Origin of the sequence: Polyangium sp. y55x31, from assembly GCF_029946505.1 — a bacterium.
Taxonomy (GTDB): domain Bacteria; phylum Myxococcota_A; class Polyangia; order Polyangiales; family Polyangiaceae; genus Polyangium.
This window is the reverse complement of sequence record NZ_JARZHG010000049.1, coordinates 21,905-45,595: the sequence shown is the minus strand read 5'-3', so window position 1 is coordinate 45,595 and position 23,691 is coordinate 21,905. Positions and strand designations below refer to the sequence as shown.

Below are 23,691 nucleotides of genomic sequence, written 5' to 3'. Positions count from 1 at the left end.
AGTCATGAGCGACGACGAACGAGCGCGGATCCTCGACATCGGCACCCACCGCGCGCGCTTCGATCCCCCCGACATCATCCGTGTGTGGTGGAACGGCCCTTCCGGCGTCAGCGAGATCGACACGCTGTACACCTGGTCCGCCGAGAGGCTCCCGGATGGCACCCCTTATTTCGTGGTCGCCGACATGACCGGGCTCGTGGAGGTCGGCCCGGCCGCGCGCAAGGCGGCGGCGGGGGATCCGCGGGCGCATCGCGTCGCGGGCATCGCCATCATCGGCGCGAACTTTCACATGCGCGTGCTGATGGGGATGATCTCGAAGGCCCTGCGCCTCTTTTATGGCCAGCGGCGGTTCCAGATGGAGTTTTTCGAACGGGAGGACGAGGCGCTCGCCTGGGTGGCCGCCGAGCGCGCCCGGCGCGCGGCTACTTCGGGATGATGATCGGATCGCAGTTCGTGAAGCTCAGGGTCGACTGAACCTTGAAGTTCGACCCCGTGCTGTGCCGCTCGGCATGGAAGAAGTCGAGCGCGTACTCGCCCCCGGGCACGATCCCGAGCTCGGCCGCCTTCGCGTCGAGGTTCAGCGTATCGGCCTGCGGCGGGTGCAGGCCGCCGAGATCGATGGCGAGCCGGTTGTTCACGAACACCCAGAGGTCGTCGTCGCCGCTGAACGCGAACGTCTCGCCGCCCTGGTACTTGAACGTCATGTGGAGCTCGTAGGTGAACCCGTAGTTGTGCTCGAAGCCCTCGTTGCCGAAGAGCTGGTTGTCGATCGGGAAAAACGCGGTGCTCTCGAACGTGGCGATGCCGGTGGCGGGGTCCTCGGTCAGCGCCACTTTGAATGGCATCGGCATGTTCACGCCTTCGACGTCGCGGTACCACTGGTCGAACTCCGCGGGGCCGGTCGTGTGCGCGGTGGGGCCGTCGTGCGCGTAGACGGGTTTCTTGTCGGGGCCGAGATCGAACTTCACGATCCCCTTCAGCCCTTCGCCGCCGAAATGCTCGAAATCGGGGTGGCCGTTCGGGTAGCCCTTGAAATCGCGCACGATGCCCACGAGCTCGGGCGTGCAGTTCCCGCCGGCGCCGCCGCCTCCTCCGGAGCCGCCGGAGCCGGCGAATACGATGCCGCCCTCGCCGCCCTCGCCTCCCATGCCTCCCAGACCGCCCTGGCCTCCCGAGCCGCTCTGGGAGGATGAATTGCCGGCGCCCTGGCCGCCGGCCGCGCTGCCGCTCGAATCGCCGCTGCCGCCGCCGCAGCCAATCGCGGCCCCGGCCAGCACGAGCGAAGTGGTCATGGTGAAGGTCAGGGCCGCCTGTCGTAAAAGCATATTTCCTCCTGATGAAGCAGATGCGCGTCCGCGTCAGCAGACGAGCGCGAGCGTACAGCCGGAAATTCTTCCTTGCGAGCAAGAACGAGGCTGCTATCTTGCTCGCCCCCTTCGGAGGATTACGCCCTTGCGCCTGTTTTCCTGAATCCAGCCGTTCGTAAACGTGCCGTGACGCCCGGCGCCCTGCCCCGAGGAGACGAACCCGGGGGACGCGCGGGCCACCGATTCAGGAGAACAGAATATGTTATCGCTTCATGCGCTGCGCGTAGCGTTTTCCCATGGGGATGCCACGTCCTTGCTCGAGGACGTCGAGCTGCACCTCGGTCCGGGATGGGCCGGCATCGTGGGCGAGAACGGCGCTGGCAAGACCACGCTGCTCCGCCTGCTCGCGGGTGAATTGCGGCCCGAGCGGGGCCACGTGCGGCGTGATCCGGCCGAAGCACGTGTGGTGCTCTGCCCGCAGACCGTCGATTCGCTCTCCGATGCAATCCTCAGGTTCGCCGAGGATCTCGACGGAGAAGCCATAGCGCTGCGCGGCAGGCTCGATCTCGTGACCGAGGATCTCGAACGCTGGCCGACGCTCTCCCCGGGCGAGCGCAAACGCTGGCAGATCGGCGCGGCGCTTTTCGAGGCGCCGGAGATCCTCTTGCTCGACGAGCCCGCGAACCACCTCGACGTCGAGGCGCGAAAGCTCCTCGTCGGCGCGCTCCGCCGTTTCGACGGCGTCGGGCTTCTGGTTTCGCACGACAGGACCCTGCTCGACGCGCTCACCACGACGACGCTGCGCATTCATCAAGGCCACGTGCATGTCTATCGCGGCCGTTATGCCGACGCGCGCGCGGCGTGGGAGGCCGAGGCGGCCCACGCGCGGGACGAGCGCGAGGCGGCCAAGGGCGAGGAGAAGCGCGCCGCGCGCAGGCTCGATCAGGCGCGGCGGGAGCAAGCTGCGGTCGACGCGGCGCGCAGCATGAAGACGCAGATGAAAAACAAAAACGATCACGACGGCCGGGGCATGCTCCGGAAGATCGCGATCGAATCCGCGGAGAAACGCGCCGGGCGCACCGTCGGCGTGGCGCGGGGCGATCTCGCGCGGGCGAGCGCCGAGGTCGCGCGGCACCACGTCGAAAAGGAGCACGGCGGCGAGATCTACGTCGGCTGGGAGCGACCGACGCAGCCCTGGCCCTTCCTCCTGGAGCTGCCCGTCCTTCGCGCGGGTGATACGGAGCTTCTCCGTGACGTGCGCCTCTCGGTCCCGCGCGACGGCCGCATCCGCATCGAGGGTCGCAATGGCGCGGGCAAGAGCACGCTGCTCGGCGCGCTCGTGGCCGCGGCGCGGATCCCGAGGGAGCAGGTGCTCTACTTGCCGCAGGATCTCCCGGCGGAGGCGCGGCGGGCCTTGCTCGCGGAGGTCCGCGCCCTCGGACCCGAGGCGCGCGGGCGCACGCTGTCGCTCGTGGCCACGCTGGGCACGGATCCCGAGCGGATCCTGGCCTCCGCCGAGCCGTCGCCGGGCGAGGCGCGCAAGCTCGCCATTGCGCTCGGCCTCGGCCGCAGGGCCTCGGCGCTCCTGCTCGACGAGCCCGAGAACCACCTCGACCTGCCCTCGCTCGAACGCCTCGAACGCGCGCTCACGGGGTATCCGGGGGCGATCGTGATGGTCAGCCACGACGCCTCGTTCGCCCGCCGCGCGACGAGCGTGGTCTGGCGGATCGAGAATGGGCGTGTCCGCGAGCTCGACCCCGCTCAGGGCACGGCGATCTCCACCGGCGTGCGCTGAATGGGCTCGCGGTCGCCCAGATCGAACACGCTCCCCCAGCAGTAAATCTCTCCCTCCCGCGTGCGGCCGCAGTCGCGCGCGATCTGCACGATCGCGCCGCCGGGCAGCCCCTCGATCCGGCGGAACTTCGCGACCTCGCCTTTTTTCGTCGCCTTGCGGTCGAAGCAAAACACCTCGCCTCGCTCGGTGCGCGCGCAATCGACGTCGACCTCCGCCACCTCGGTCAGGACGACCTTCGGCCCGTCGGGCGCGCCCATGCAGACGAGGCGCGCGCCCTCGTCGACGGCGCAACGCGCGGCCTCCAGCAAGGCGCGGAACTTCCCGGGGACCCGCGCCTTGTCGCCGAAGGAGTCGTCTTGGAAGATGGCCGTCCCGTCGGCGAGGATGGCCCTGCGGAAGGGGGTGAGGTACGTGGCGTTCGAAAGCTCGTCCTTCGGGTCGAACCATCCCACACGGAGGGGCTTCGGGTTTCCCTCGTAAAAGAACATCCCCGCGCCGCCGCCGCGCTTGGCGACCATGATGCCGACGCCGTTGTGGACCTTCACGGTGACGTCCTTGACCGCCGCGCCGCGGGTGTCGACGAGCGGTGCGAAATCGTCCTTCAGGTCCCCTCGGATGAACGAACGGTTCCGGCAGTACCATTGCCCCGACTTCGCGCCGCGCACGCAGAGCGGCATGCCACCGACGATTGCGTCGACGGCCGGCTCGGGCAGCACGAGATCACGCCGGGGCACGTGCAACGTGTCGGCGATCGCGCCCCAGCAGGAGACGCGGGTCGTGCCGAACCGCGCGCAGACGACGCCGCCCTCGGCGCTGATCTCGCTCGCGCCCGTGATTCCGGGGACCATCGTGGTGCGTTCGAGCACGCGCGGCACGCCGTCGCCGAGCAGGCCGCCGCGACGCGCGCCGAAGCACCGCACGCGATGATCCTTCCCGAGCGCGCAGACGTTATTCGGAAGCACGGCCACCCCGAGGGACGCATCGACTGTCGGGAGCACTTCGTACGTCTTCTCGGGGTCCACGCAGGGCCGCTCGAAGGCGCACGTGCAGCGCGACACGCCGTCCTCGCGGCTCAAGCACACGCTGGTCCAGAGGCCCGTGAAGAGCCGCGTCACCCGCTTGCCCTCGGCGAGCTCGCGGACCTTCCGGTCGACGAGCGAATCGTCGCAGAAGACGGTGCCGTCGGGCCGCCGCGCGCATACCTGATGTCCGAGGTTCCGGACATGGGCGACGATCGCTTCTTCCACGGGCCCTTTCAGGGGCATGGGCCCGACGCCGTAGCCGGGGATGGGCTTGCCGAAGCGTGTCGTTTCGGCTCTGTCGAGGTTCCAGCAATAAAAGCCGCCGTCCACGCCCATGCCGCAGTTCTCATCGGAGAGGGCGCGCATGGGCGGGGCCGGCACCCGCAGATACGGCCCATCCGTGTACTCCATGCGGAGCGAGCAAAAGACCTCGCCCTTGTCGGACAGCAAGCAATCGCGGCTGCCTGCGACGATCTGCGCGTTCCCGGGGGTATTCGAGCCGAGCGAGTACTTCGCGATGTCCTCGGGCTTGGGCTGCACGACCCGGAAGCCCCGCACGACGCGGAAGGGTTTCGTCCCGTCGTCGCGCACCACGCGAAACAACGTACCGGCCGCGTCCCAGCCGACGACCTGGCCGCCCGTGAGGATGGTGAAGCCTTTCAGGTTGGAGAACCCTTCCACGCGCACGGGGCGGTCGTACGAGCGTTGTGCCAAGTCGCCGGGCAGGGCCAGGGCGCCCCAGCAATAGAGCGAGCCGCGCTCGGTGCGGGCGCAAAAGCCGCCGTCCCCGCCGCGGACCTCGACGAACGTGTGATCCTCCGGAGGCGGCGCGGCCGGAGCGGACGTGGAGGCGGGCGCCGGGACGGAGATCGTGGTGGCGAGCGCGGGCGCGAGGTCACGCGCGGTGGGCGGCGGGGGCGGCGCGGCGGTCGTGCAGCCGAAAAGGACGAGGGCGGAAGCGGGGGCGAACGCGCGGCGCATGGCGGTCACCCTACCGCAGGGGTCGGCAGCCGCGGAAGGATTTGGTGGGGCGCGGGGATCGGGTGATCAGGAGGGTATCGCGGCGGGGGCGAGCGGCTACTTGGTGCCGTCGGATTTGCGCTTCGACAGCGAACGCTCTCGCAGGAAGAACGCCTCGGCGGCGGCCGGGTGCGCTTTGTAATGATCCCGCAGCCGGCCGAAGGCGCTCACCAGTTGCTCGCGTACGGCGCGGCGCGCGGCTCGTTCGTGGGCGAAACGCGTGTCGACCTCCGCGGCGGCCAGGTCCACGGTTTCGAGGGCGGCGCGGTGCTGCATTTCCGCGTAATCGAGGCCGGCGATGGCGTCGTCCACGTCGCCCTTGCCGGCGAAGGGCGCGAGCCGGACCCGCAAGGGGAGCAAGACGTCGAGCTGCGCCTGCCCCTCGGGCTTGAGCACCGGGCGCAGGCCCGCCGGGAAAATCGTGCGCTGCGCGGCGAGGGCTGGATCCTTGCGGTCGAGCTTCTTCGCTGCTGCATCGAGCTCGCGGATCGCGTTCTCGAGCGTGCTCTCGGCGCGCGAGAGCCCGGCCGACGCAGCGGTGGCCGCGTCCTCGGCGTCCTCGCGGGCACGCTCGGCGTCCCTCAGGTTCATGTAAATCGTGCTCGCCTCCGCGGCCAACATGTCGTGCACGGGGCCTGCGCCCTTGCAGGCCGTGAGGTGAAAACGGATGTGACGGCGGTGAACGGGACTCCCATCGGTCTCACGAGGGCATCGCATGGCTCTTCTCCTCCCCTGCCCCCGCACGGCGTGGGCGGGGTCGTTTCGGGTTCGCGCGTTAGACGTTCGGAGCGGATCATTCATGCGAGAGTGAAAAAGGTGAGCATGAAACCGTCGGCAGGCCTACCGGAGGCATGGCGACGCGCGTTCGCCGAGGGAGGAACGAGCCGCGCCGCGTGGCGGGGTGTCTTGCGAGGGATGGGAGCGTGCCGGGATCTGGATCCGCGGGCGTTGCGCGGCGGGGGAATCGTCCGGGATCCCCGTCCGCGGGTGTTGCACGGCGGGGGAATCGTTCGGGATCCAGATCCGCGGGTGTTGCACGGCGGGGGAATCGTTCGGGATCCAGATCCGCGGGCGTTGCGCGGCGGGGGAATCGTTCGGGATCCAGATCCGCGGGCGTTGCGCGGCGGGGGAATCGTCCGGGATCCCCGTCCGCGGGCGTTGCGCGGCGGGGGAATCATCCGGGCTCCCCGTCCGCGGGCGTTGCACGGCGGGGGAATCGTCCGGGATCCCGATCCGGCAGCGTTGCGAGGGATGGGAACGTCTTGGGCTCCGGATGGTCGTGGCTGGATCCGACCGGAAGGCGCTGCGGCGACCGGAACCGGTCAATACCACGGCATCATGTCGTCTCCCGGGACGAACGTCGACACGTCCACCGGATCGTAAATCTTTGGATCCGCGAGGGGCACGAACATCACCGTCCCGCTCGACGTGTGGGTGATCTCGACGCCTCCGTTGTTCCCATCGGACACGCACCCGCCATCGGCGGCCAGCTGGAAGTCGTCGAGCCAATACTGACCGAAAGGAGGGTTTTTGAGCACGACGCTCGTGCCATCTTCGCGCGCGACCTGCACGCTGTTGTGGTCGAGTCGCATCGTTCCAGGAGGCGGAGGATCCCACGGTGGGATCGTGACCGCGTTGATGCTGCCATAGAGGTAGAACGTCCCATTCGACTCGCGCGCCGCTGCCCCGAAGACCTCCCCAATGGGCAGGCCCACCGGCGTCCACGAGAGGCCGTCGCTGCTCACCTCGAGATGACAGACGGCGCTGTCGCGCATCGCCAGGTAAAGCCGTCCATCCGACGTCGGCCGCGCAGGGGTCATCTCGGTCCAACCCGGCGGCATCTGGACCGTGATCGCGCGCGCCGTGTGCGCGTTCAAGTCGGCGAGGAGCACACGCCCCTCGACCGCCGTCTCGAGCAGCGCGTGCCCCGCGGGATGGATTTCGATGAGCTCGCCTTTCTCGCCGAGAGGGATCGTCGTCGAGCCCTCCGGATCTTCGATGACGAGCTGCGTCGGATCGACGTCGTCGAGATACACGAGCCGGTGCCCCCACGTCCGAAAGGTCCCATGCGTCATGCGCGCGCTTTCGCGGGTCGGATGAAGCTCGCCCGTACACGGGTCGAGCCAGGAGAGGATCACCTCCGACGAGTTCGGATCCGCCGAGCGAACCACGACGCGGCCGCTCGGCGCCGGCTCGGCGATCGGTTGTACATCGGGGGTCGTGGCCAGGAGGCCCGTATCCCTTGCTGCGGATGTGTGGATGTCGTCCTTGAACCGGCGGCCAGCGACGATGATCCCGCGGTCGCTCAGAAAGAAGCCAACCAGCCCGACGCTCGAGATCGACGGGCCCTCTTCCAGGTGCTGCCCGAGGAGCGTTCCGTCGCGGCGAAGGAGCACGGTCTCGGCGTGGATCGGATCGCCATACGCGAGCCCGTGAGGCTCACGGGTGACCGTCGCGGCCACGTAATCGCCACGGACGACCATAGCCGTGTCGATGGCGGTCGCCTTCGTGTCATCCTGTCCTTCGAAGAAGCGGTGGATGATGCGAGGCCCGGCGCTGGTCACGCCGATGAGGTCGAAGCCCACCATCGCGAACATCCCGATATCGTCGCCGAGCGATCCCGCGTCGCACGCGTGGCCGCGCTCCCAGTCGGGAGCGCTCGTCCTCGCGAGGTCGGCGAGGCAGGCATGTGGCTCCGTCGGCGGGAGGCTCGTGGGCGGAGCGCTGCCGAGATCGAGGGATGTGCGCGCTCCGCACGCGGTGAGCAGCAGGAAGAGCAGGAGCGAGGTACGTCTCACGTAGAGAGTTTATACGGGACCACCTCTGAGAGGGTGTTCCAGTGCGACCAGGCAAGGCTAGACTCCCCCCATGTCCGGCGGCCTGATCCCCCACGACGACGGCCCCCCCATCGCGCGCTGCGTCCGCTGCAGCGCCGTTGCCGCCGGTCCCTGCGCGCGTTGCCAGTCTCCCGTCTGCGGCGACTGCTGCGTCCTCACCGAAGGCGGCACCCGCGTCTGGGCCATCTGTCTCGCCTGCGAAGACCGAGGCGGCCGCTCCCTGCGCCGCGGCTGGGTCACCTTCCTCGGCTGGATCGCCCTCCCCATCGCCGGCCTCGCCGCCCTCGTCGCCCTCCTGGAGTGGCTGGCCCGGAAGTAACCTCGCCCCCTCGATCGCGCCCACGTCGATTCCGCGTAACCTTTCGCCACCCCCCGACGTGCCTCCCCTGAGAGGTGCGATCATGACGACGAACACGGCGGCTCGGGTGGTGGTCATCGGCGGCGGGCTCGCGGGGCTTTCGGCGGCGGCGTATGCGGCGCGGGCGGGCCGGCGGGTGACGGTGCTGGAGAAGGCGTCCGAGCTCGGGGGGCGCGCGGCGACCCACGAGAAGAAGGGGTTTTCGTTGAACATCGGTCCTCACGCGCTTTACCGCGGCGGTGAGGCCGAGCGCGTGCTCGACGAGCTCGGCGTGGAGATGAAAGGCGCACCTCCGCCCACGAACAGCGGTGCATATGCGATCGATGGCGAGCTGCTCCGGGCCCTGCCGACCGGGCCCGTGTCGCTCTTGACGTCGTCGCTCTTGCCGCTCATCGGGAAGATCGAGGTTGCGCGGCTGCTCGCTCGTCTCGACAAGGTCGACGTCACGGCCCTCGGCGAGACGAGCTTCGAGGCGTTCCTCACGCAGAAGGTCCGCACGCCCGAGGCCCGGGCCGTGGTCCGCGCGCTGATCCGGCTCTCGACGTACTCGTCGGACCTCACGCGGCTCTCGGCGGACGCGGCCATCTCGCAGTTCCAGCTCGGGACGACGCGGGGCGTGATCTACCTGCACGACGGCTGGCAGACGCTGGTGAAAGGGCTCGCGGGCGTGGCGCGGGCCGCGGGGGCGGAGATCGTCGCGGGCGCGAAGGCCGTGTCCGTGGTGCGGGAGGATGGGCGCGTGAAGGCAGTCCGGCTCGCGGACGGGGCGGAGATCCCCGCGGACGCCGTGATCATCGCGGCGAGCCCTTCGCTCGCCTCGTCGCTCTTGCCCGACGTGCCGGTCCTCGCGGCGTGGGCCGCGGCGGCGATCCCCGTGACGGCCGCGTGCCTCGACGTCGCGCTCTCGCGCCTGCCGCAGCCGCGGAACACGTTCGCGCTGGGGATCGATCGGCCGCTCTACTTCTCGGTGCACTCGGCGTCCGCACGCCTCGCGCCCGAAGGCGGCGCCGTGGTGCACGTGGCGCGGTACGGCGCGCTCGACGATCCACGGGCAGGCGAGCGCGAGCTCGAAGAGGTGCTCGAACTGTTGCAACCGGGCGCGAAAAACCTCGTGGTCGAGCGTCGATTCTTGCCGTCGATCACGGTGGCGCACGATTTCCCGCAGGCATCACGCGGCGGCGCGCGTGGCCGGCCCGGGCCCGCAGTGCCGGGCGCACCCGGGGTATTCGTGGCAGGCGACTGGGTGGGCCACGCGGGCATGCTCGCGGACGCAAGCCTCGCGAGCGGGAGAGCCGCGGCGCAAGCCGCCACGCGGCGAGAGGTGAATGTGCTTGGCGAGGCGGGCCGAAAGGTTTTGGATGCGAGGGCGTGACGGTGATGGCTGACGGGGACGGGCTCGCGCGGGAGCATCGGCGGTACTTGTGGGGGCTCTGCTACCGATTGACCGGATCGGCAGCGGACGCAGACGATCTCGTGCAGGAGACACTCCTGCGCGCCCTCGAGCGTCCGCCAGCCCGCGCCGATGAACCCATGCGGCCATGGCTGACGCGCGTGGCGGTAAACCTCGGGATCGACCGGCTACGCGCGCGGCGACGGCGCGCATACGATGGCCCCTGGCTGCCATCGCCGGTCGAGACGGACGGCGACGGCGCGCTGGAAATCGGAGTCGAGCCGGTCGAGACCGAGGGGCGTTACGATCTCCTGGAGAGCGTGTCGATGGCGTTCCTCGTAGCACTGGAGGCGCTGACGCCGCGGCAGCGGGCCATCGTGCTGCTCTGCGACGTGTTCGACTGGTCGGTAAAGGAAGCCGCCGACGCACTCGGAATGACAGAGACGGCCGTGAAGACGATGCACCACCGGGCCCGTCGCGCGCTCTCCGCCTACGAATCGAGCCGGACACGCCGCACCCCCGAGCTCGTAGAAAAAACACGCGCAGCACTGGGGCGTTTTCTCCTGGCGCTCGGGACCACGGACGGGAAAGCCCTCGAATCGATGCTGGACGCAGAAGTCCGGCACCTGAGCGACGGCGGAGGCGAGTTTTTCGCAGCACGCCTGCCCATCCTGGGGCGAGATCGAGTCGGGCGCCTACTCATGGGTCTCGGCAAACGGCGCAACATGGCCGCGCGATTCACATTCCGAATGCTGAACGGGCTGCCCGCCGTGGTACTGGAGCACGCCCCAGGGCGGAAGATCGCGCCGCGATCAGTGCTGCAATGCGAGATCGGCGACGATGGATCGATCCGGGCAATCTATTGGGTGCTGGCGACGAAGAAGCTTTCGGCGGTGGGGCCTGTCGTCTGATGGCGCTGCGCTGGGGCTTTGCCCCAGGCCCCAGCAGGGGCTGTCCGCCCCTGCACCCGGACCAGCGCAAGCGCTGGACTCGGGGTCGATGAACTGCGCTCCGCGCAGTTCATCGAACGGCCAGGGTCAAGACCAAAGGCGACCCTTCCAGGCAAGGCGGCAGCGCTGACGTTTCAACCGGCAACGGTGTCCCCGTCGCCAGCTTGAAACGCACCTCCATGGTCTTGCCACCGGCCTGTGGGAAGAACTGCGCATTGCGCAGTTCTTCCTCAAATGGTCCAGCGCTTGCGCTGGTTCGGGTCGAGGGGCGAACAGCCCCCGCGGGGTCCGGGGCAGCGCCCCGGCGCGACGCCCGCCATCAGAACGCCGCCCCATTCGCCCGCGTGCCTGGCGAGCTTCCTGCCGCGACGAGATTCGTGTGTAGGACGAAGGTGGCGCTTTCGGCGGCGTCGGGGCTGCGGTTCATGCTGACGCCGTCGACTGCGGCGAGGGAGGCGGGGTAGCTGAACGAGTCTTTTGTTGTGCCTGCGGCGTCGCGCAGGTAGACGGCGTCTCCGCCGTTTGCGAGGCCCAGGTTGCTCGTGCTGCTTTCGATTGCGTTTGGGGTGCCTGCGGGGATGCCGGCGGCTGTGCCGAAGACGACGAGGCTCTTGCCTGCGGCGAGTGTCGTGCCTGCGGCGAATGTGTGCCGCACTGAGGAGGCGTCTGAGATTGTCCAGCCGTCGAGTGTGGCGGGGACGCCGCCGATGTTGACGATTTCGACGAATTCGCCGACCACGCTGCTGCCGGGCTCGTTCGCGCAGATCTCGTTGATGATGACTTGCGCGGGCTTGGCGGCGGCCCAGGTGTAGCGGCTCAGGATTGGAAAGTGGTCGCTCGTCGTGGAGGCGTAGCTTGGGATGAAATTGGAGACGCGGTAGGCTTCGACGGAGCCGGGGACGAGGGTCAGGGCGAGCTCGTTCGTGACGAGATGGTGATCGATGGTCGCGCCGCCGCTCGACGTCGAGGAGATGTTTGCGTCCGTGAGGACCTTCGTGGCGAAATGGTAGTCGGCGGTGTCGGCGAGGAAGTTGGCGTAGGGGGTGGTGCTGCCCGAGATGGACTTGTCGAGGTCGTCGTTGAAATCGCCTACGACGAATACCTTTTGCGTCGGGTAGTTCGTGTCGAGATGGGATTTCAGCGCGGCGGATGCGTCGAGCCGGCGCTCGTAGCTCGCGGCGTCGGCGAGCGCTTTCATGTGGAGGACGATGACGACTACGTTCTCCGTCGTGCCGTTCAGCGTGACCGAGAGCTTTACTTCGAGCGGAGGCCGGCCGGCGAACTCGTAGTCGTAGGCCGTCAGGATCACGCGCGCGCTTTGCACTGTGGCGATCGAGGTCTTGTAGAGGAAGCCGAGTTTTTGTTCGGATGAGGTGTAGTAGGAGGAGCCGTTCGTCACGATTGGGTCGTTCGACAGGAACCCGGCGTAACCGACGAGCTGTGATTTGAGCGTGTTCCATTGCGAGACGCTGACGATCTCCTCGACGCCCCAGAGATCCATGTCTGCGCCGCTGATCACGTCGTACGCGTTTTGCCGCTGGAGTGTGTCGTTCGTGGGGCCGCGGCTCGTGTCGCCGAACCACTCCAGGTTCCAGGCGGCGACGTCGAGCGTGGTCGCTGTCCCTTTCGCCGGGACTGTGTATGCGAACGTCGCTGTGTCGACGGACGGTTCGTCGAGCTCGGGCGCGACGCACGCGGGCGCTGCGACGATCACGAGCGATGAAGCGAGAAGGACGAGCGATGAAGGAGCGCTCGTCCTGGATCCAGACCTCGGCCGACCGTGCGCGTATTTCATGGTTTCCATGGTACGCGAGGAGCTGAAGAAGGGGCGAGGAAGTTCCGCTCGGAGTGAGCTGCCACAGGCACTCCACACTTTTCTGCATCGACCGCATCGCGGTCGATGCACGAGCGGTCCAGGGCTGCGCCCTGGTGCGGAGCGGGTCCAGGGGCGAAGAGCCCTGGTCGGGTCCGGGGTGAAACCCCGGCGAGGCGCAGCAGCCTCAGGAGCGCGCCATCGGGTACGAGCCGAGGACCTGGAGGTAGCCGGCGCGCGCTTGGAGCTCGACGAGGGCGCGGCGCAGCGCGGCATCCTCTGCGTGGCCCTCGACGTCGACGAAAAAGAGGTAATCCCAGAGACCTCGGCGCGAGGGGCGCGATTCGAGCTTGGTCATGCTGACTCCGTGCCGCGAGAAAGGGCGGAGGAGCGCGACCATCGCGCCCGGGCGGTTCGGCGCCGACATGACGAGCGAGGTTTTGTCGTGGCCCGAGGGCGCGGCGCTGGCTTCGCCGATCACCAGAAAGCGCGTGGTGTTCGTGGGGTCGTCCTCGACTCCCTCGGCGAGGATGGTGAGCGCGTGGATCGCCGCTGCGCGCTTGCCCGCGAGGGCGGCGGAATTCAGCTCGAGCGCGGCGAGGCGCGCCGCCTCGGCGTTGCTGGAGACGGCGATACGCTCGGCCAGTGGGAGCGTCTTTTTCACGAATCGCTGGCATTGCGCGAGGGATTGCGCGTGCCCGTAGACACGCGTGATCCCGTCGAGCTGCGCCTCGCGCCGGAGCAGGTGTTGGCGGATCGGGAGCGCCACCTCGCCGGAGATGCGGAGCGGCGAGGCGACGAGGCGGTCGAGGGTATGGCCGATCGCGCCTTCGAGGGAGTTTTCCACGGGCACGACGCCGAATGGGGCCGCGCGCGCCTCCACCACGTCGAAGACGTCGTCGATCGTGGTGCAGAAGAGGGGCCGGGTGTCCTGCCCGAAATGGCGCGAGGCCGCCTCCTCGCTGAACGTGCCCGAGGGACCGAGGCAAGCGATCGAGATCCCCTGCACGGCGCCTCGGGCCTCGGTCAAGCGGCGCTCGGCTCCGTGGCCGCTGCGGCCGGCGGCGCCGCGCCCGCGCCGAACTCGCGGACGATTCCTGCGTATGCGAGCCGCACGCTCTCCACGTACCGCGCGAAACGCGGCAAGGCGTGGAGCTCCAGGGCCTGCGGGCCGTCGCAGAGCGCCTCGTCGGGCCGCGGGTGGAAATCGACGAGCACCATGGAAGCGCCCGCGATGATCCCCTGCCCCACCACATGGAAAATGTCGGGGAGGCCGTCCGGCGCGTTGTCCATGCGGCCGACGGCGTGCGAGGGATCGACGCAGACGGGCAGGCGCGTCTGCCGGCGGACGACGGGCACGTGCGAGAAGTCGACGAGATTCCGGTGGGGATCGCCGAGGTGCGTCTTCACGCCGCGCAGGCAAAAGACGATGTTCGGGTTGCCCTCGCTCGCCACGTATTCGCAGGCATTCAAGGATTCTTCGAGCGAGATGCCCATGCCGCGCTTGAAGAGCACCGGGAAGCGCCTTTGCTGGCCCACTTGCTTCAAGAGCTCGAAGTTCTGCGTGTTGCGCGTGCCGATCTGGAGCATGACGCCGGTCGGATCACCCGCCGCCGCGAGCGCCGTGTTGATCTCGTCGATGTGGCGCGCGTCGGTGACCTCCATGGCGATCACCTTGATGCCGTGCTTGCCCGCGAGCTCGAAGACCCAGGGCAAACATGTTTTGCCGAGGCCCTGGAAATCGTAGGGGCTCGTGCGCGGCTTGTACGCGCCCATGCGCGTCGTGCGGATGCCCGCCTGTTCGAGCGCGGCCATCATCTGCGCGACGTGCTCGCGCGTGTCGACGGCACAGAGGCCGGCGAAGACGTGGACGCGCTTCTCGTCGAAATGGACCCCGTTGTACTCGAACCCGTGCGTCTCGGCGTCCGGGTGGTGCCGGCCGATGAGCCGGTATTTCCGGGAGACGCGGACGACCTTGCGCACGCCCGGCAAGCTTTCGAAGGGCTCCGTCGGCACGGCGCGCGTCGAGCCGATGAGGTGCACCTCCGTGATGGAGGTGGATTCGCCGCGAAAGACGAATTTCTGGACCGAAACCCCCGGATACCGCGCTGCGAGGCGGACGACCGCCTCGGCGCGCGATTCCGGCGCGTCCGGCTCGAGTGTGACAATCATGTAAGTTCCCCCTGGAGTCCGTGTCCTGTTGGATGCCGCGGCGGCCTCGGCCGGGCCAGAAAAAGATCAGTCCGTTTCGCCGGTGGGTTCCTCGTGTTGCAAGCGTCTGGAGAATCGGAGAATGGCGTCGAAGATCTCGTGCACCGAGGCCGGATCGAGATCGCGCTCGGCTGCCCAGCGCCTGCGCGCATCGAGGAGCTCCGCCTCGCGCTCGGGATCGCGCACGGGGCGGCCGAGCTTCGCCTTCTCCCGCGCCGCGCGCCGCGCGAGCTGGGCCCGCCGCCCGAGGAGATCGATGAGGTCACGATCGAGGTCGTCGATGAGATCACGCGCCTCTCGCAAGGCTTGCGAGCCCGCCTTGGAGGGCAGGATGAGCGCGGAGGAGGGCGGCGCAGCCATCCCGTCCGATCCGGAGAGGTTCTGATCGGCGGCGAGGAGCGCATCGACGAGCTTGCGGCGGGCCTCGGCGGCATAGGGATTTTCGCGGTGGAGCGCGGCATAGAGGTGCCCCGCGTCCGAGCGCGCGGCCTCCACCGTCCGCGCGAGCGCCTGGAACGAGGGCGGCGCGTACGGGATGTCGAGGGGCACGGCCGCGTCGAGCATACCCTTGGCCACGAAGAATGCGAGGGCGTGCGTCCAGGCCATGTTGCGGTCATGCGTGGCCTCGTCCTCCAGGACGACCGTGCAGCCGATTTGCTCGTACAGGCTCACCACGCGGTCGACCGCCGCCGGATGCATCGCATTGGGACAGACCACCGCGACGAGCGGCCGCTCGCCCCGGGAGAGGCTGATCGGGCCGAACAAGGGATGCGTGGCGACCCAGGGGATGTCGGCGCCGAAGCATTCGTTCATGGCGGCCGAGGGGCCGAGCTTGACGCTGCCGACGTCCACGACGATCTGCGAGGGCGAGAGCAGCGGGCGCATCGCCATGAAGGCGCGGCGCATCGCGGTGACGGGGACGGCGACCACCACGACATCGCGGCCTCGCACGAGATCGGGGAGCGACGCCGCGCGCATGTCGTCGGGCACGTGGGAGCGATCGTCGAGAGCCTGCACGTCGACGTTCGCATCCCGGAGGAGCGAGGCCATCGCCGCGCCGAAGCGACCGTATCCGAGCAGTGCGACGTTCGTCATGACGCCTGTATGGGGCCGATCCCCACATCAAGCATAGCGGATGAACGGCCCCGTGGGCGAGGAGGCGATGCGGAAGAAAATCGTTCCGTCGCGGACGCGGTCGGCGGCGTTTCTCCGGGTTTTTCCCGGTTGCGACGGAAATGCCGCTCAGGGGGCGCGGGGCGACTCGGATTTCGTCACGACGAAGGTCCGGAGGGCGGCAATCGCGTCGTCGCGCCGCGGCTCGATCCAGTACATCCGGAACGGCGCGGCCGATCCGATGCGCCCCGCGAGCACGCTCGCGACGCGATCACAGAATCGGAGCGGCATCTTCGTGTTCGGGGGCGCCGCGCCGGGATCCCGCGGATCGACCTGCTCGTGACTCCGATCGAATTCGCCCACGCCGCCCCATTCGGCGCCTCCGAATTCGTCGAGCTCGATGCTGCCGATCGCGGCCCTGTCTTCCAGCGCCGGCAGGACGAGCTCGCGCATGCCGGGGATGCGCAGCAAGGAGGGATCGAGCAAATCGTCGCGCTCGCCGCGCCGAAAGCGGGTGGCCCAGGGAGAAGTCTTGGTCGCGAACATCGCGCGGCCCGCGGCGACGATGGAAGGACGCGTGGGCCGGAGGGTCAGGGGCGCGAGGAGCGTGCGGAGCTCGCCTGCCCTCGGGGGCACGGTCGCGGGATCGATCTCGCGGATGAAGGACGCGTATTCGTCGAATGCCTTCTCGTCCCCCGAGGCGGCTCGGGCCACGAAGAACACGGCGAGGCATTGGCGCAGATCGTCCGCGGCGGCGGGGTCCTTGATGTCCTCCCAGCCATTGCGCAAGGAGCCCGTCCCCTCGCGGAGGGCGCGCGCGGCGCCCTTGGGATCCCAGAGCGCGAGGAGGAGGCCCATCTCGCACGAGGCCTTCAAGTACCCGTGCCCCATCATGTCGGCGAGCTGTTTTGCGCGTCGCGCGAGGAGCTCGGTGACCGAGGGATTTTTACGAGACGAAAGGCCCGCGAAGCGAGGCTTGGGCGGCCCGTCCACGCGCAAAAAGAGCGCGAGGAAATCGGAGGCGTCGGGGCTCCGGCGGGGCGCGTCCGTGGGCCCGACGATACGCGTGGCGGCCTGCACCCACCGCAGAGGACCCGCGGTGTCGTCCGCGAGATCACGGAACCAGCGCTCGTCCGTGGGGATCGATTTGAACCTTTCCGCCGCCTCCCGGAATCGTTCGGCCTTCTGTTGCTTCGTCTCGTCCGGCGGCGCGGGGGCGACCGGGAGATCCGCGGCGAGCGAGTCGAGGGCGAGCTCGGCGACGTCGCGCACCGTGAGGAGCTCGATGCCGTGCGCCTCGTACCATATCGATCGCGTGTAACGTTCGTCGTTCGCGAGCGCCTCCGCGAGCGACAGGACCGCCGCTTCGCCTTCCGCGAGCAGCGCCTGCAAGATCGGGTCTTCGAGGACCTGCGCCTGCGCCCCATGCCGTCCGAACGCAGGCTCGTGCACCTCGCCGAGCGCCGCGACGAGCGCCGCCACGCGCGCCGCCGGATCCGCGGGCAAAGGCGAGGGCAAACCTTTTGGTCCCTTCGTCGGTTGCGCCGCTCGTCTTTCCTGGTCCACGAGCAGCGGCCCCGCCGGCGCGGCGAATCCCTGGACGGTGGCCTCGTCCGCTCCGAGCGAGGCCGCATGTGCGGCGAGCGCCGGGCCGATCCGCGCCACGCCCCGCAAGCTCGCGAGCGCGAGCTCGTCGTCGCCGCGGACGTGCGCCCAGAGCGCGCGTTCGCGGAGCACCGAAAGGAAATGGTCGGCGATGCGCACGAAGACGGCCCGCTCGCTGCCCGAAATCTCCGGCGTGTCGTCGAGCGAGCCTCCCGCGATCCAGGTCTCCCAGAGCGATTGCGCCAGGGTATCCTCGCCGAGTTGCACGAGCATCGCGACGTGCATCGGCAGGATCTCGTCGAGCTTGTGGGAAGGAAGCTCGTACCGCGCCCGGCGCGTCCGGAAGCAAGGCATTTCGGGGAAATGCGCTGATTGCTGGTCGCAGATGCGCTTGTCGCTGGCCCGAAGCGCCTCGATATCGGCGCGCAGGTCCGCGGGCGGGCCGACGGCGACGAGCGGATACTCGAGGCCATTCCAGAGAATGCCGAAGCGCGGCCCGCTCTCCGGCCCCGGGAGCACGAACGCCTTCGTCGGAATCACCTCCCCTGGCCCTTCCGGCTGCGTCGTGAGCGTGATGGTGACGACGTGATAGGGCAATCCGCGTGGATCCGCGAGGCCTTTGCGGAAGAGCGTCTCGACGGCGCGCACGAGCCCGTCGGGCAAACCGTGGCGCCGGCCGGGCTCGGTCGGCGTTCCGTGGGCCGGCGGCGCAGGCAAAATGGTATCCGCGAAGGGCCACGGCAGGGGCGCCGCATCTGCGGGCGCAGTTCGTGATGCGGCGGTGGGCGGCGACGGAGGAACACGCGCGGGGCCGCAAGCGGCGAGGGCCAGGAGGGCGAGGCGAAACACGCGGCGGCGCATCACGGAACGAACGCTACCGCGACGCTCCCGGCGCGACAATCACGTGCACCTGGATCCCACCCGCGCCGCGGGGTACCGTGGGCAGGATGTCAGAAACGAGGGACGTGGCGACGCGGGTGCTCCTCGGATTCGCGGCATTCGCCCACGCCGCGGGAGGCCTCGCCTACGCGCTCTCGCAGCCGCGCGGATTTTCCGTTCCCTCCGCGGCCTTTTTCGAGCATCAGGTCCTCGGGCCGCTCGTCGTCGTGCTCGCACTCGTCCTCGGCTTTGCGCTCGTCACGCGCCGGGAAAAGCTCGCGGCCTCTGGGGCCGCGGTGCTCGCAGGGTTCTGGTTCGTCGTGGCGGGGTTCGGGCTGGTCACGGGCACGACCTCGTATACGCGTCTCCTCGTGCTCCCGTTTGCAGGGGCGTTCCTGCTCCTCACGCTCGCCCATCGAATGCATCGACGGGTGGTTTTCGTGGGGATCCCGGCGCTCACGGGCGCGCTGCTCGGCGCCGGCTTCTGGGCCTCGGCGCATGCCCCGAGGGCGTCGACCACGCCTTCGAACCATTCTCCGAAGACAGGCACGATCCCCGAGGGCGAGCCGGCGATCCGGAAGGATGGGCTGCGCGTGCGGGTCGAGGGGACGTCGGTCGTCGTGGATGCCGGCATTCATCGGGCGCAGATCGTCCCCTCGTTCGATTACGACGCCGTGGCGGACGGCTGCGGGCTGACGGTCCTCGACTTCCGATCGGCAGGGCCCCCGGCGTTCCGCGCCGGCGGCGACGGCGAGAGAATCGTGTTCGCCGCGGAAGACGCCGATTTCGAGGTGTTCGGCGTGGTGGAGATCCAGGGCACGTCCACCGTGCGGATCGAGGTCTCCACGACCGTACGGCGCGAGCTCTGCGCGCACCTCGGGTCGATCGTCTCCATGCGGCTGTCGCGGATCCGCGGGTCCGGCGACTGGTTGCAGCCCGACGAGGCCTCGATCAACGGAATCCCTTGGCCTTCGGGCAGCGCGGGGGAGCCTGCCCATTTCGTCGCGTTCCTGGGGGACGAGCTCGGGTTGTTCCGGGCGACGAGCGACGAAAAAGGCCCCTTCGTTTCGCTCGGCAAGATCGACGAACCCGTGATCACGGCGAGCGGCTTCCGGATCCGCGTGCCCTCGTGGAAGGCGCAAGCCTCCCGCGAGCCTTCGCCGACGGCCGGCTGGGGCATTTCGCAAGGCGCCATCGAGCATTACGGCGACTGGTTCTCCTGGGAGATCGCCGCGACCTCGATCGGCCGCGGCTGGCATACCGTACGGACCGCCCCCGGCACGTACGTGACGACGATCCTCGTCGAGAAGCTCTGACGGCTCGCCGCCCCCCGCCCCGTCGCGGTAAAAGGCTCGGCATGGATCCGCGACCCGTCACCCTCGAAGGACGCCATGTCCGCCTGGAACCCCTCACGCTCGCGCACGCGCCTGCGCTGCTCGCCGCGCTCGTCGAGGACGAATCCATCTGGCGGTGGATGTCGATCGAGCCGCCGCTCTCGCTCGAAGCGATGGAGGCGTACATCACGTCGGCGCTCGAGGCGCAGGCCTCGGGAGGGCAGATCGCGTTCGTGCAGATGGGCCTCGCGGACGGGCGCGCCTGCGGCTCGACGCGGTACCTCGACATCAAACGGAATGATCGAGGCCTCGAGATCGGCTGGACCTGGCTCGGCAAGCGCTGGCAACGCACGGCGATCAACACGGAGGCGAAGTTTCTCCTCCTGCGGCACGCGTTCGAGGTGCTCGGCGCCGCGCGCGTGCAGCTCAAGACGGACGCGCGAAACCTGCAATCGCAGGCCGCGATCGCGCGCATCGGCGGCGTGCGCGAGGGCGTGCTGCGCAAGTACCAGAAGACGCGCGGGGATTTCCTCCGCGATACGGTGATGTTCAGCATCCTCGACGACGAGTGGGCCGCCGTGAAAGAGCGGCTCGTCGCGAAGCTCGGCGGTTGATCAGATCGCCACGGCGAGCGGCTCGTCCGGCGCGAAGCGCACGCGGAGGCTCGCCGGGCCGTGCACGTGGAGCGCCTTGCGGGGCTGCCACGGCGCATCACTCGCGGGCGCGAGGCCACGCAGGCGCGAGAGCAGATCCGGGATCGCGACCTTTGCTTCGAGGCGGGAGAGCGAGGCGCCGAGGCAGAAGTGGATCCCGTGGCCAAAGGCGATGTGCGGGTTCGGGTCGCGGCCGACGTCGAAGGTGTCGGGCTCGTAAAACTGCTTCGGATCCCGGTTCGCCGCGCCCAGCAGGACGAGCACGAACTTTCCAGCCGGGATCGTCTTTCCGTGCATCACGACGTCGCGCTTCGTCGCTCGAAACACCATCGAGACGGGCGAGCGGTACCGCAAAACCTCCTCGATCGTCGTGGGCAGGAAGCGCGTGGGATCGCCCTCGAGACGCGCGAGCTCGGCGGGGTGCTCGAAGAACGAGAGGATCGTATTGCCGAGGAGGTTCGTGGTCGTCTCGGTGCCGGCCACGAGCAGGAGCTGGAAGAAGCCGAGGATTTCCTCGCCCGTCAATCGATCGCCGTCCACCTCGGCCTCCACGAGCCGCGTCAGGAGGTCGTCCTTGGGCGCCTTTTTCCGCGCCGCGCAGAGGTCGCCGACGTAGGCGCGCATCTCTTCTTTGAGCGCGGCGTGCTCCGCGACGGCGCGTGCCGCGGCCTCGCCGCCGGAGATGGTGTAGCTGAGGTTCAGGATGATCTCGCTCCAGCGAACGAAGCGCGGCCGATCGGCGACGGGGATGCCGATCATCTCGGCGATCACCATCGTCGGCAGCGGCTCGGCGTAGTCCTTGACGAGATCCATCTCGCCCCGCTCGATCACGCCGTCGAGCAGCTCCCGCGAGAGCTCGCGGATGCGGGGCTCGAGGTTCGCGATGGAGCGCGGGGTGAACGCGCGCTGGATGATGTTCCTGAGTTTCGTGTGGCGCGGCGGATCCGAGAAGACGAGCCAATCAGGGGTCGGCCCCGTCTGCGTGGTGACGACGGAGCTCCAGGTGTCGTGCTCGTGGAGCGCGCGCTTGACGCTGTCGTAGTCGAAGAGCATCCACAGGTCGAGCAGCGGGACGTGGAGCACCGGCGCCTTCGCGCGCATCTCTGCGTACAAGGAGAAAGGATTGCGGCGAACGTCGTCGGTGAAGAGGTCCAGCATGTCGGCCCGAGGCCCGCTATAAACGGGATTTCGCGGGACGTGCGCCGATGAGGATCCTGCTTTTCCGTCGGGGAACCGACGTATTCGGCTCAGGCGCCGCCGCCGCCCTCGGGCGGTCGCGCTTCACGGCGCCCGGACGGAGGGGAAGAGCGCGAGGATCCGCTCGATCGACGGATCAACGCTCGGCGTGGAGAAAGGCGCGAGCGCAAGCGCGAGCTCGGCCACGTTGCGGAAACGTTCGTCGCGGTCGCGGCGTAAGCAACGCGCGATGACGGCCGCGAGGCCCTCGGGGACGTCCTGCCGCTTGTCCCGGATCGACGGCGGCTCGGAGAGGACGATCTTGGAGAGGACCTCCACCACGCTGCGGGCGGCGAACGGCGGCTCGCACGCGAGACACTGGTAGAGCACGGCGCCGATCGACCAGATGTCGATGCGCACATCGACGTCCGTCGCGTCCCGGATCTGCTCGGGAGGGAAGAGCGGCCTGCCAAGCAACATGCAGGCGTCGGCGGGGTCGTCGTCGACCTCGGCGCCCGCCTTTGCCTCGAACTTCGCACAACCGAAATGGCGCACCTTCAGGAACCGATGCCCGCCCCCTCGCTCCGCGAGGAAGAGGCTCGCGGGCATCACATTGCGGTGCACGATGCCACGCGCATGCGCCTCGGCGAGGCCTTCGAGCGCCCCGATCATCCAGTCGACCGCGTCGAGGAAGTGAAACGGGCCGCGCCACTTGATCTCGTCGGCGAGGTCATTGCCGAGGAGGTCCTCGACGACCATGAAGGACACGCCGGCCTCGAGCGTGCCGCAGTCGAAGACGTGCACGACCCGCTCGGACGGGATGGCGGTCGTGGCCCGGATCTCGCGACGGACGAACGGCAGGAGCATCTCGTACGCGAGCTCGAGGGCCACGTTCCGGACGAGGCCCTCGTGCTCGACGACGGCGAGGGCCACGCCGTCTTCGGCACGGAAGCCCTCGACGCGATACTTGCCGGCGACGACGTCTCCCACGGCCACGGGGAGGCGCCGTGCGAGCTTGGCGTCATCCGGAGGTCGCGAACGCCGCGAGGCCATGGTGCATGCGGGAAAACGTGTTCTGGTGCGCGACGAGCGTGATGGCCGCGAGGATCGCAGGATCGTCGAGGCCGTGCGCACGCAGCAGAGCCGCATCCGCCGCGGAGGCGGCCCACGGCGTGCGCGTGAGCTTCGTCGCGTACGCCGCGAGGGCGTGCTCGCGAGGATCCCGCGGGACCACGTCCTCGTAGCGGGCGACGGCGCCGGCATCGCAGAGCTCGGCCGCCGCGGCGCGAGCGAGGAGCCGGCGGTCGCGGCGCGAGAGGAGCGCGTCGCGCTCGAAGTGGTACGCGTGCCACTCTTCGAGGAGCCCCTGGGCAAACGCGCGGCGCGGGAACACGGGGACACGCGAGCCGTCGACGGCGGGATTCCAGTCACGCGGCGGAGGGCGAGGCACGGGCTCGCGCGTGGGATCGATGGTGAGGCGCGGCAGCGGCGAGTCGTAATCGAACGTGATGCCCGTGCCGTCGGCGACGCGCGTGTAGTAGTTGAAGAACGCCGCGACGCAGATGGCTTGCTCGACGGCGTCCTCGGTGAGCCCCACGGCGCGCAGGCGGTCGAGGTCGGCGGCGTCGATGGACCACGGCGCCTCGGTCATGACGACCGCGAACCCGCCGAGGGCGCGCTCCCGCGGGGAAGCGCGCTGCATGTCGGCTCCCGTCGCGACGTCCGCGGCGAGGGCCTCATCCTGAGAAGCGACACGCAGAAACTCTGCGTGAGCTGACGTTCAGTAAAAGCACTGGTTCGTGCGCGAGGCGGACGCGGCGATGAGCTCGCGCTCTGCCCAGGTGAGCCCGTCGCCGCGGTGGAACGTGCCGGTCGCGGTGAAGGTGATCCGGAGTAGATCCGGGTCGAGGCTGTGCGCGCGGATGATGCCGGCCGGGCCGCCGTGCGGCGTACGGTAGGCCGCGGGGATGGGGCGCGACATCATGGCTTCATAGACGGCGCGCAGGGGGGCGTCGGCTTCGTGGGCCTCGACGATCCGGATGTGGGGCATGAAGGGAGGCTATCACGGATCCCGAGGCAGAGTGAAATCCGGACGCGGATGCAGAAACGCGAAGCGGCAGAGCGCGGGACGATTCCCATGTCATTTTGGCAATGACGGACGCGCGATTCTCGCGCGCACGCTATGCGCGTGCCGCGCCGAACCTGTCATGCGGAAACGTGCTACGTAG

The 23,691-nt window shown here is 69.0% G+C and carries 20 protein-coding genes; 7 read left to right on the top strand and 13 right to left on the bottom strand.

All coding sequences use genetic code 11. The features are described from left to right. Positions 1-4 precede the first annotated feature (4 nt). On the top strand, positions 5-436 hold the full coding sequence (locus tag QHF84_RS44840; RefSeq protein ID WP_281319758.1) for an STAS/SEC14 domain-containing protein: 432 nt from the start codon (positions 5-7) through the stop codon (positions 434-436). Here the strand turns inward: QHF84_RS44840 and QHF84_RS44835 are convergent. After that, positions 423-1,292 carry a fibro-slime domain-containing protein gene (locus QHF84_RS44835; protein ID WP_281319757.1) on the bottom strand — a complete coding sequence of 290 codons (870 nt, stop codon included), beginning with the start codon at positions 1,290-1,292 and terminating at the stop codon, positions 423-425. The genes QHF84_RS44840 and QHF84_RS44835 overlap by 14 nt on opposite strands. A 274-nt stretch (positions 1,293-1,566) precedes the next feature. Between QHF84_RS44835 and QHF84_RS44830 the strand changes: the two genes are divergently transcribed. Then, positions 1,567-3,102 (top strand): ATP-binding cassette domain-containing protein, encoded by a 1,536-nt coding sequence (locus tag QHF84_RS44830; RefSeq protein ID WP_348652936.1) that lies wholly within the window; start codon positions 1,567-1,569, stop codon positions 3,100-3,102. Here QHF84_RS44830 and QHF84_RS44825 read toward each other — a convergent pair. The 3 genes from QHF84_RS44825 to QHF84_RS44815 form a co-directional block, all read right to left on the bottom strand. Further along, positions 3,069-5,105 carry a hypothetical protein gene (locus tag QHF84_RS44825; protein WP_281319755.1) on the bottom strand — a complete coding sequence of 679 codons (2,037 nt, stop codon included), beginning with the start codon at positions 5,103-5,105 and terminating at the stop codon, positions 3,069-3,071. The two genes, QHF84_RS44830 and QHF84_RS44825, sit on opposite strands and share 34 nt — an antisense overlap. Before the next feature lie 96 nt (positions 5,106-5,201). Beyond that, positions 5,202-5,861 (bottom strand): hypothetical protein, encoded by a 660-nt coding sequence (locus QHF84_RS44820; RefSeq protein WP_281319754.1) that lies wholly within the window; start codon positions 5,859-5,861, stop codon positions 5,202-5,204. A gap of 605 nt (positions 5,862-6,466) precedes the next feature. Beyond that, entirely contained in the window at positions 6,467-7,942 is a 1,476-nt protein-coding gene (locus tag QHF84_RS44815; protein ID WP_281319753.1) for a hypothetical protein, read from the bottom strand. Between the two features lie 70 nt (positions 7,943-8,012). On the opposite strand from QHF84_RS44815, the gene QHF84_RS44810 reads away from it, so the two are divergent. From QHF84_RS44810 to QHF84_RS44800, 3 genes are all read left to right on the top strand, one after another. Continuing rightward, entirely contained in the window at positions 8,013-8,300 is a 288-nt protein-coding gene (locus QHF84_RS44810) for a hypothetical protein (protein ID WP_281319752.1), read from the top strand. Positions 8,301-8,382: 82 nt separating this feature from the next. Then, positions 8,383-9,711 carry an FAD-dependent oxidoreductase gene (locus QHF84_RS44805; RefSeq protein ID WP_281319751.1) on the top strand — a complete coding sequence of 443 codons (1,329 nt, stop codon included), beginning with the start codon at positions 8,383-8,385 and terminating at the stop codon, positions 9,709-9,711. 5 nt (positions 9,712-9,716) lie between these two features. After that, entirely contained in the window at positions 9,717-10,640 is a 924-nt protein-coding gene (locus QHF84_RS44800) for a sigma-70 family RNA polymerase sigma factor (RefSeq protein ID WP_281319787.1), read from the top strand. Between the two features lie 358 nt (positions 10,641-10,998). Here QHF84_RS44800 and QHF84_RS44795 read toward each other — a convergent pair whose 3' ends face one another. From QHF84_RS44795 to QHF84_RS44775, 5 genes are all read right to left on the bottom strand, one after another. Next, a complete protein-coding gene (locus tag QHF84_RS44795) occupies positions 10,999-12,474 on the bottom strand; it encodes a lamin tail domain-containing protein (RefSeq protein WP_281319750.1) in 1,476 nt (491 codons plus the stop codon). Positions 12,475-12,679: 205 nt separating this feature from the next. After that, positions 12,680-13,522 (bottom strand): prephenate dehydratase, encoded by an 843-nt coding sequence (gene pheA, locus QHF84_RS44790; protein WP_281319749.1) that lies wholly within the window; start codon positions 13,520-13,522, stop codon positions 12,680-12,682. Next, a complete protein-coding gene (locus tag QHF84_RS44785) occupies positions 13,519-14,664 on the bottom strand; it encodes a hypothetical protein (protein WP_281319748.1) in 1,146 nt (381 codons plus the stop codon). Before QHF84_RS44785 ends, pheA begins: the two co-directional genes overlap by 4 nt. Before the next feature lie 66 nt (positions 14,665-14,730). Continuing rightward, the gene (locus QHF84_RS44780) at positions 14,731-15,798 is read right to left on the bottom strand and encodes a prephenate dehydrogenase/arogenate dehydrogenase family protein (RefSeq protein ID WP_281319747.1); all 1,068 of its coding nucleotides are present in this window, start codon (positions 15,796-15,798) and stop codon (positions 14,731-14,733) included. Positions 15,799-15,945: 147 nt separating this feature from the next. Further along, complete coding sequence (locus QHF84_RS44775; protein WP_281319746.1) at positions 15,946-18,285, bottom strand: hypothetical protein; 2,340 nt, start codon at positions 18,283-18,285, stop codon at positions 15,946-15,948. Between the two features lie 83 nt (positions 18,286-18,368). On the opposite strand from QHF84_RS44775, the gene QHF84_RS44770 reads away from it, so the two are divergent. Both QHF84_RS44770 and QHF84_RS44765 read left to right on the top strand, forming a co-directional pair. Then, positions 18,369-19,616, top strand: a complete 1,248-nt coding sequence (locus QHF84_RS44770) for a hypothetical protein (protein WP_281319745.1) — start codon at positions 18,369-18,371, stop codon at positions 19,614-19,616. A gap of 41 nt (positions 19,617-19,657) precedes the next feature. Then, positions 19,658-20,248, top strand: coding sequence for a GNAT family protein (locus QHF84_RS44765; RefSeq protein ID WP_281319744.1), 591 nt, complete (start codon positions 19,658-19,660; stop codon positions 20,246-20,248). Here QHF84_RS44765 and QHF84_RS44760 read toward each other — a convergent pair whose 3' ends face one another. The 4 genes from QHF84_RS44760 to QHF84_RS44745 form a co-directional block, all read right to left on the bottom strand. Beyond that, complete coding sequence (locus tag QHF84_RS44760) at positions 20,249-21,445, bottom strand: cytochrome P450 (RefSeq protein WP_281319743.1); 1,197 nt, start codon at positions 21,443-21,445, stop codon at positions 20,249-20,251. It abuts the gene before it with no gap. A gap of 123 nt (positions 21,446-21,568) precedes the next feature. Beyond that, positions 21,569-22,459, bottom strand: a complete 891-nt coding sequence (locus tag QHF84_RS44755; protein WP_281319742.1) for a serine/threonine-protein kinase — start codon at positions 22,457-22,459, stop codon at positions 21,569-21,571. Between the two features lie 25 nt (positions 22,460-22,484). Then, the gene (locus QHF84_RS44750) at positions 22,485-23,165 is read right to left on the bottom strand and encodes a hypothetical protein (RefSeq protein WP_281319741.1); all 681 of its coding nucleotides are present in this window, start codon (positions 23,163-23,165) and stop codon (positions 22,485-22,487) included. 78 nt (positions 23,166-23,243) lie between these two features. Then, positions 23,244-23,513 carry a carboxymuconolactone decarboxylase family protein gene (locus QHF84_RS44745; RefSeq protein WP_281319740.1) on the bottom strand — a complete coding sequence of 90 codons (270 nt, stop codon included), beginning with the start codon at positions 23,511-23,513 and terminating at the stop codon, positions 23,244-23,246. Positions 23,514-23,691: the final 178 nt, after the last annotated feature.

Excerpts from the sequence above, each read along its gene's own strand:
- QHF84_RS44840 (WP_281319758.1), top strand. The coding sequence starts at position 5 with ATGAGCGACGACGAACGAGCGCGGATCCTCGACATCGGCACCCACCGC.
- QHF84_RS44835 (WP_281319757.1), bottom strand. The coding sequence starts at position 1,292 with ATGACCACTTCGCTCGTGCTGGCCGGGGCCGCGATTGGCTGCGGCGGC.
- QHF84_RS44830 (WP_348652936.1), top strand. The coding sequence starts at position 1,567 with ATGTTATCGCTTCATGCGCTGCGCGTAGCGTTTTCCCATGGGGATGCC.
- QHF84_RS44825 (WP_281319755.1), bottom strand. The coding sequence starts at position 5,105 with ATGCGCCGCGCGTTCGCCCCCGCTTCCGCCCTCGTCCTTTTCGGCTGC.
- QHF84_RS44820 (WP_281319754.1), bottom strand. The coding sequence starts at position 5,861 with ATGCGATGCCCTCGTGAGACCGATGGGAGTCCCGTTCACCGCCGTCAC.
- QHF84_RS44810 (WP_281319752.1), top strand. The coding sequence starts at position 8,013 with ATGTCCGGCGGCCTGATCCCCCACGACGACGGCCCCCCCATCGCGCGC.
- QHF84_RS44805 (WP_281319751.1), top strand. The coding sequence starts at position 8,383 with ATGACGACGAACACGGCGGCTCGGGTGGTGGTCATCGGCGGCGGGCTC.
- QHF84_RS44800 (WP_281319787.1), top strand. The coding sequence starts at position 9,717 with ATGGCTGACGGGGACGGGCTCGCGCGGGAGCATCGGCGGTACTTGTGG.
- QHF84_RS44795 (WP_281319750.1), bottom strand. The coding sequence starts at position 12,474 with ATGAAATACGCGCACGGTCGGCCGAGGTCTGGATCCAGGACGAGCGCT.
- QHF84_RS44785 (WP_281319748.1), bottom strand. The coding sequence starts at position 14,664 with ATGATTGTCACACTCGAGCCGGACGCGCCGGAATCGCGCGCCGAGGCG.
- QHF84_RS44780 (WP_281319747.1), bottom strand. The coding sequence starts at position 15,798 with ATGACGAACGTCGCACTGCTCGGATACGGTCGCTTCGGCGCGGCGATG.
- QHF84_RS44770 (WP_281319745.1), top strand. The coding sequence starts at position 18,369 with ATGTCAGAAACGAGGGACGTGGCGACGCGGGTGCTCCTCGGATTCGCG.
- QHF84_RS44765 (WP_281319744.1), top strand. The coding sequence starts at position 19,658 with ATGGATCCGCGACCCGTCACCCTCGAAGGACGCCATGTCCGCCTGGAA.
- QHF84_RS44760 (WP_281319743.1), bottom strand. The coding sequence starts at position 21,445 with ATGCTGGACCTCTTCACCGACGACGTTCGCCGCAATCCTTTCTCCTTG.
- QHF84_RS44750 (WP_281319741.1), bottom strand. The coding sequence starts at position 23,165 with ATGCAGCGCGCTTCCCCGCGGGAGCGCGCCCTCGGCGGGTTCGCGGTC.
- QHF84_RS44745 (WP_281319740.1), bottom strand. The coding sequence starts at position 23,513 with ATGCCCCACATCCGGATCGTCGAGGCCCACGAAGCCGACGCCCCCCTG.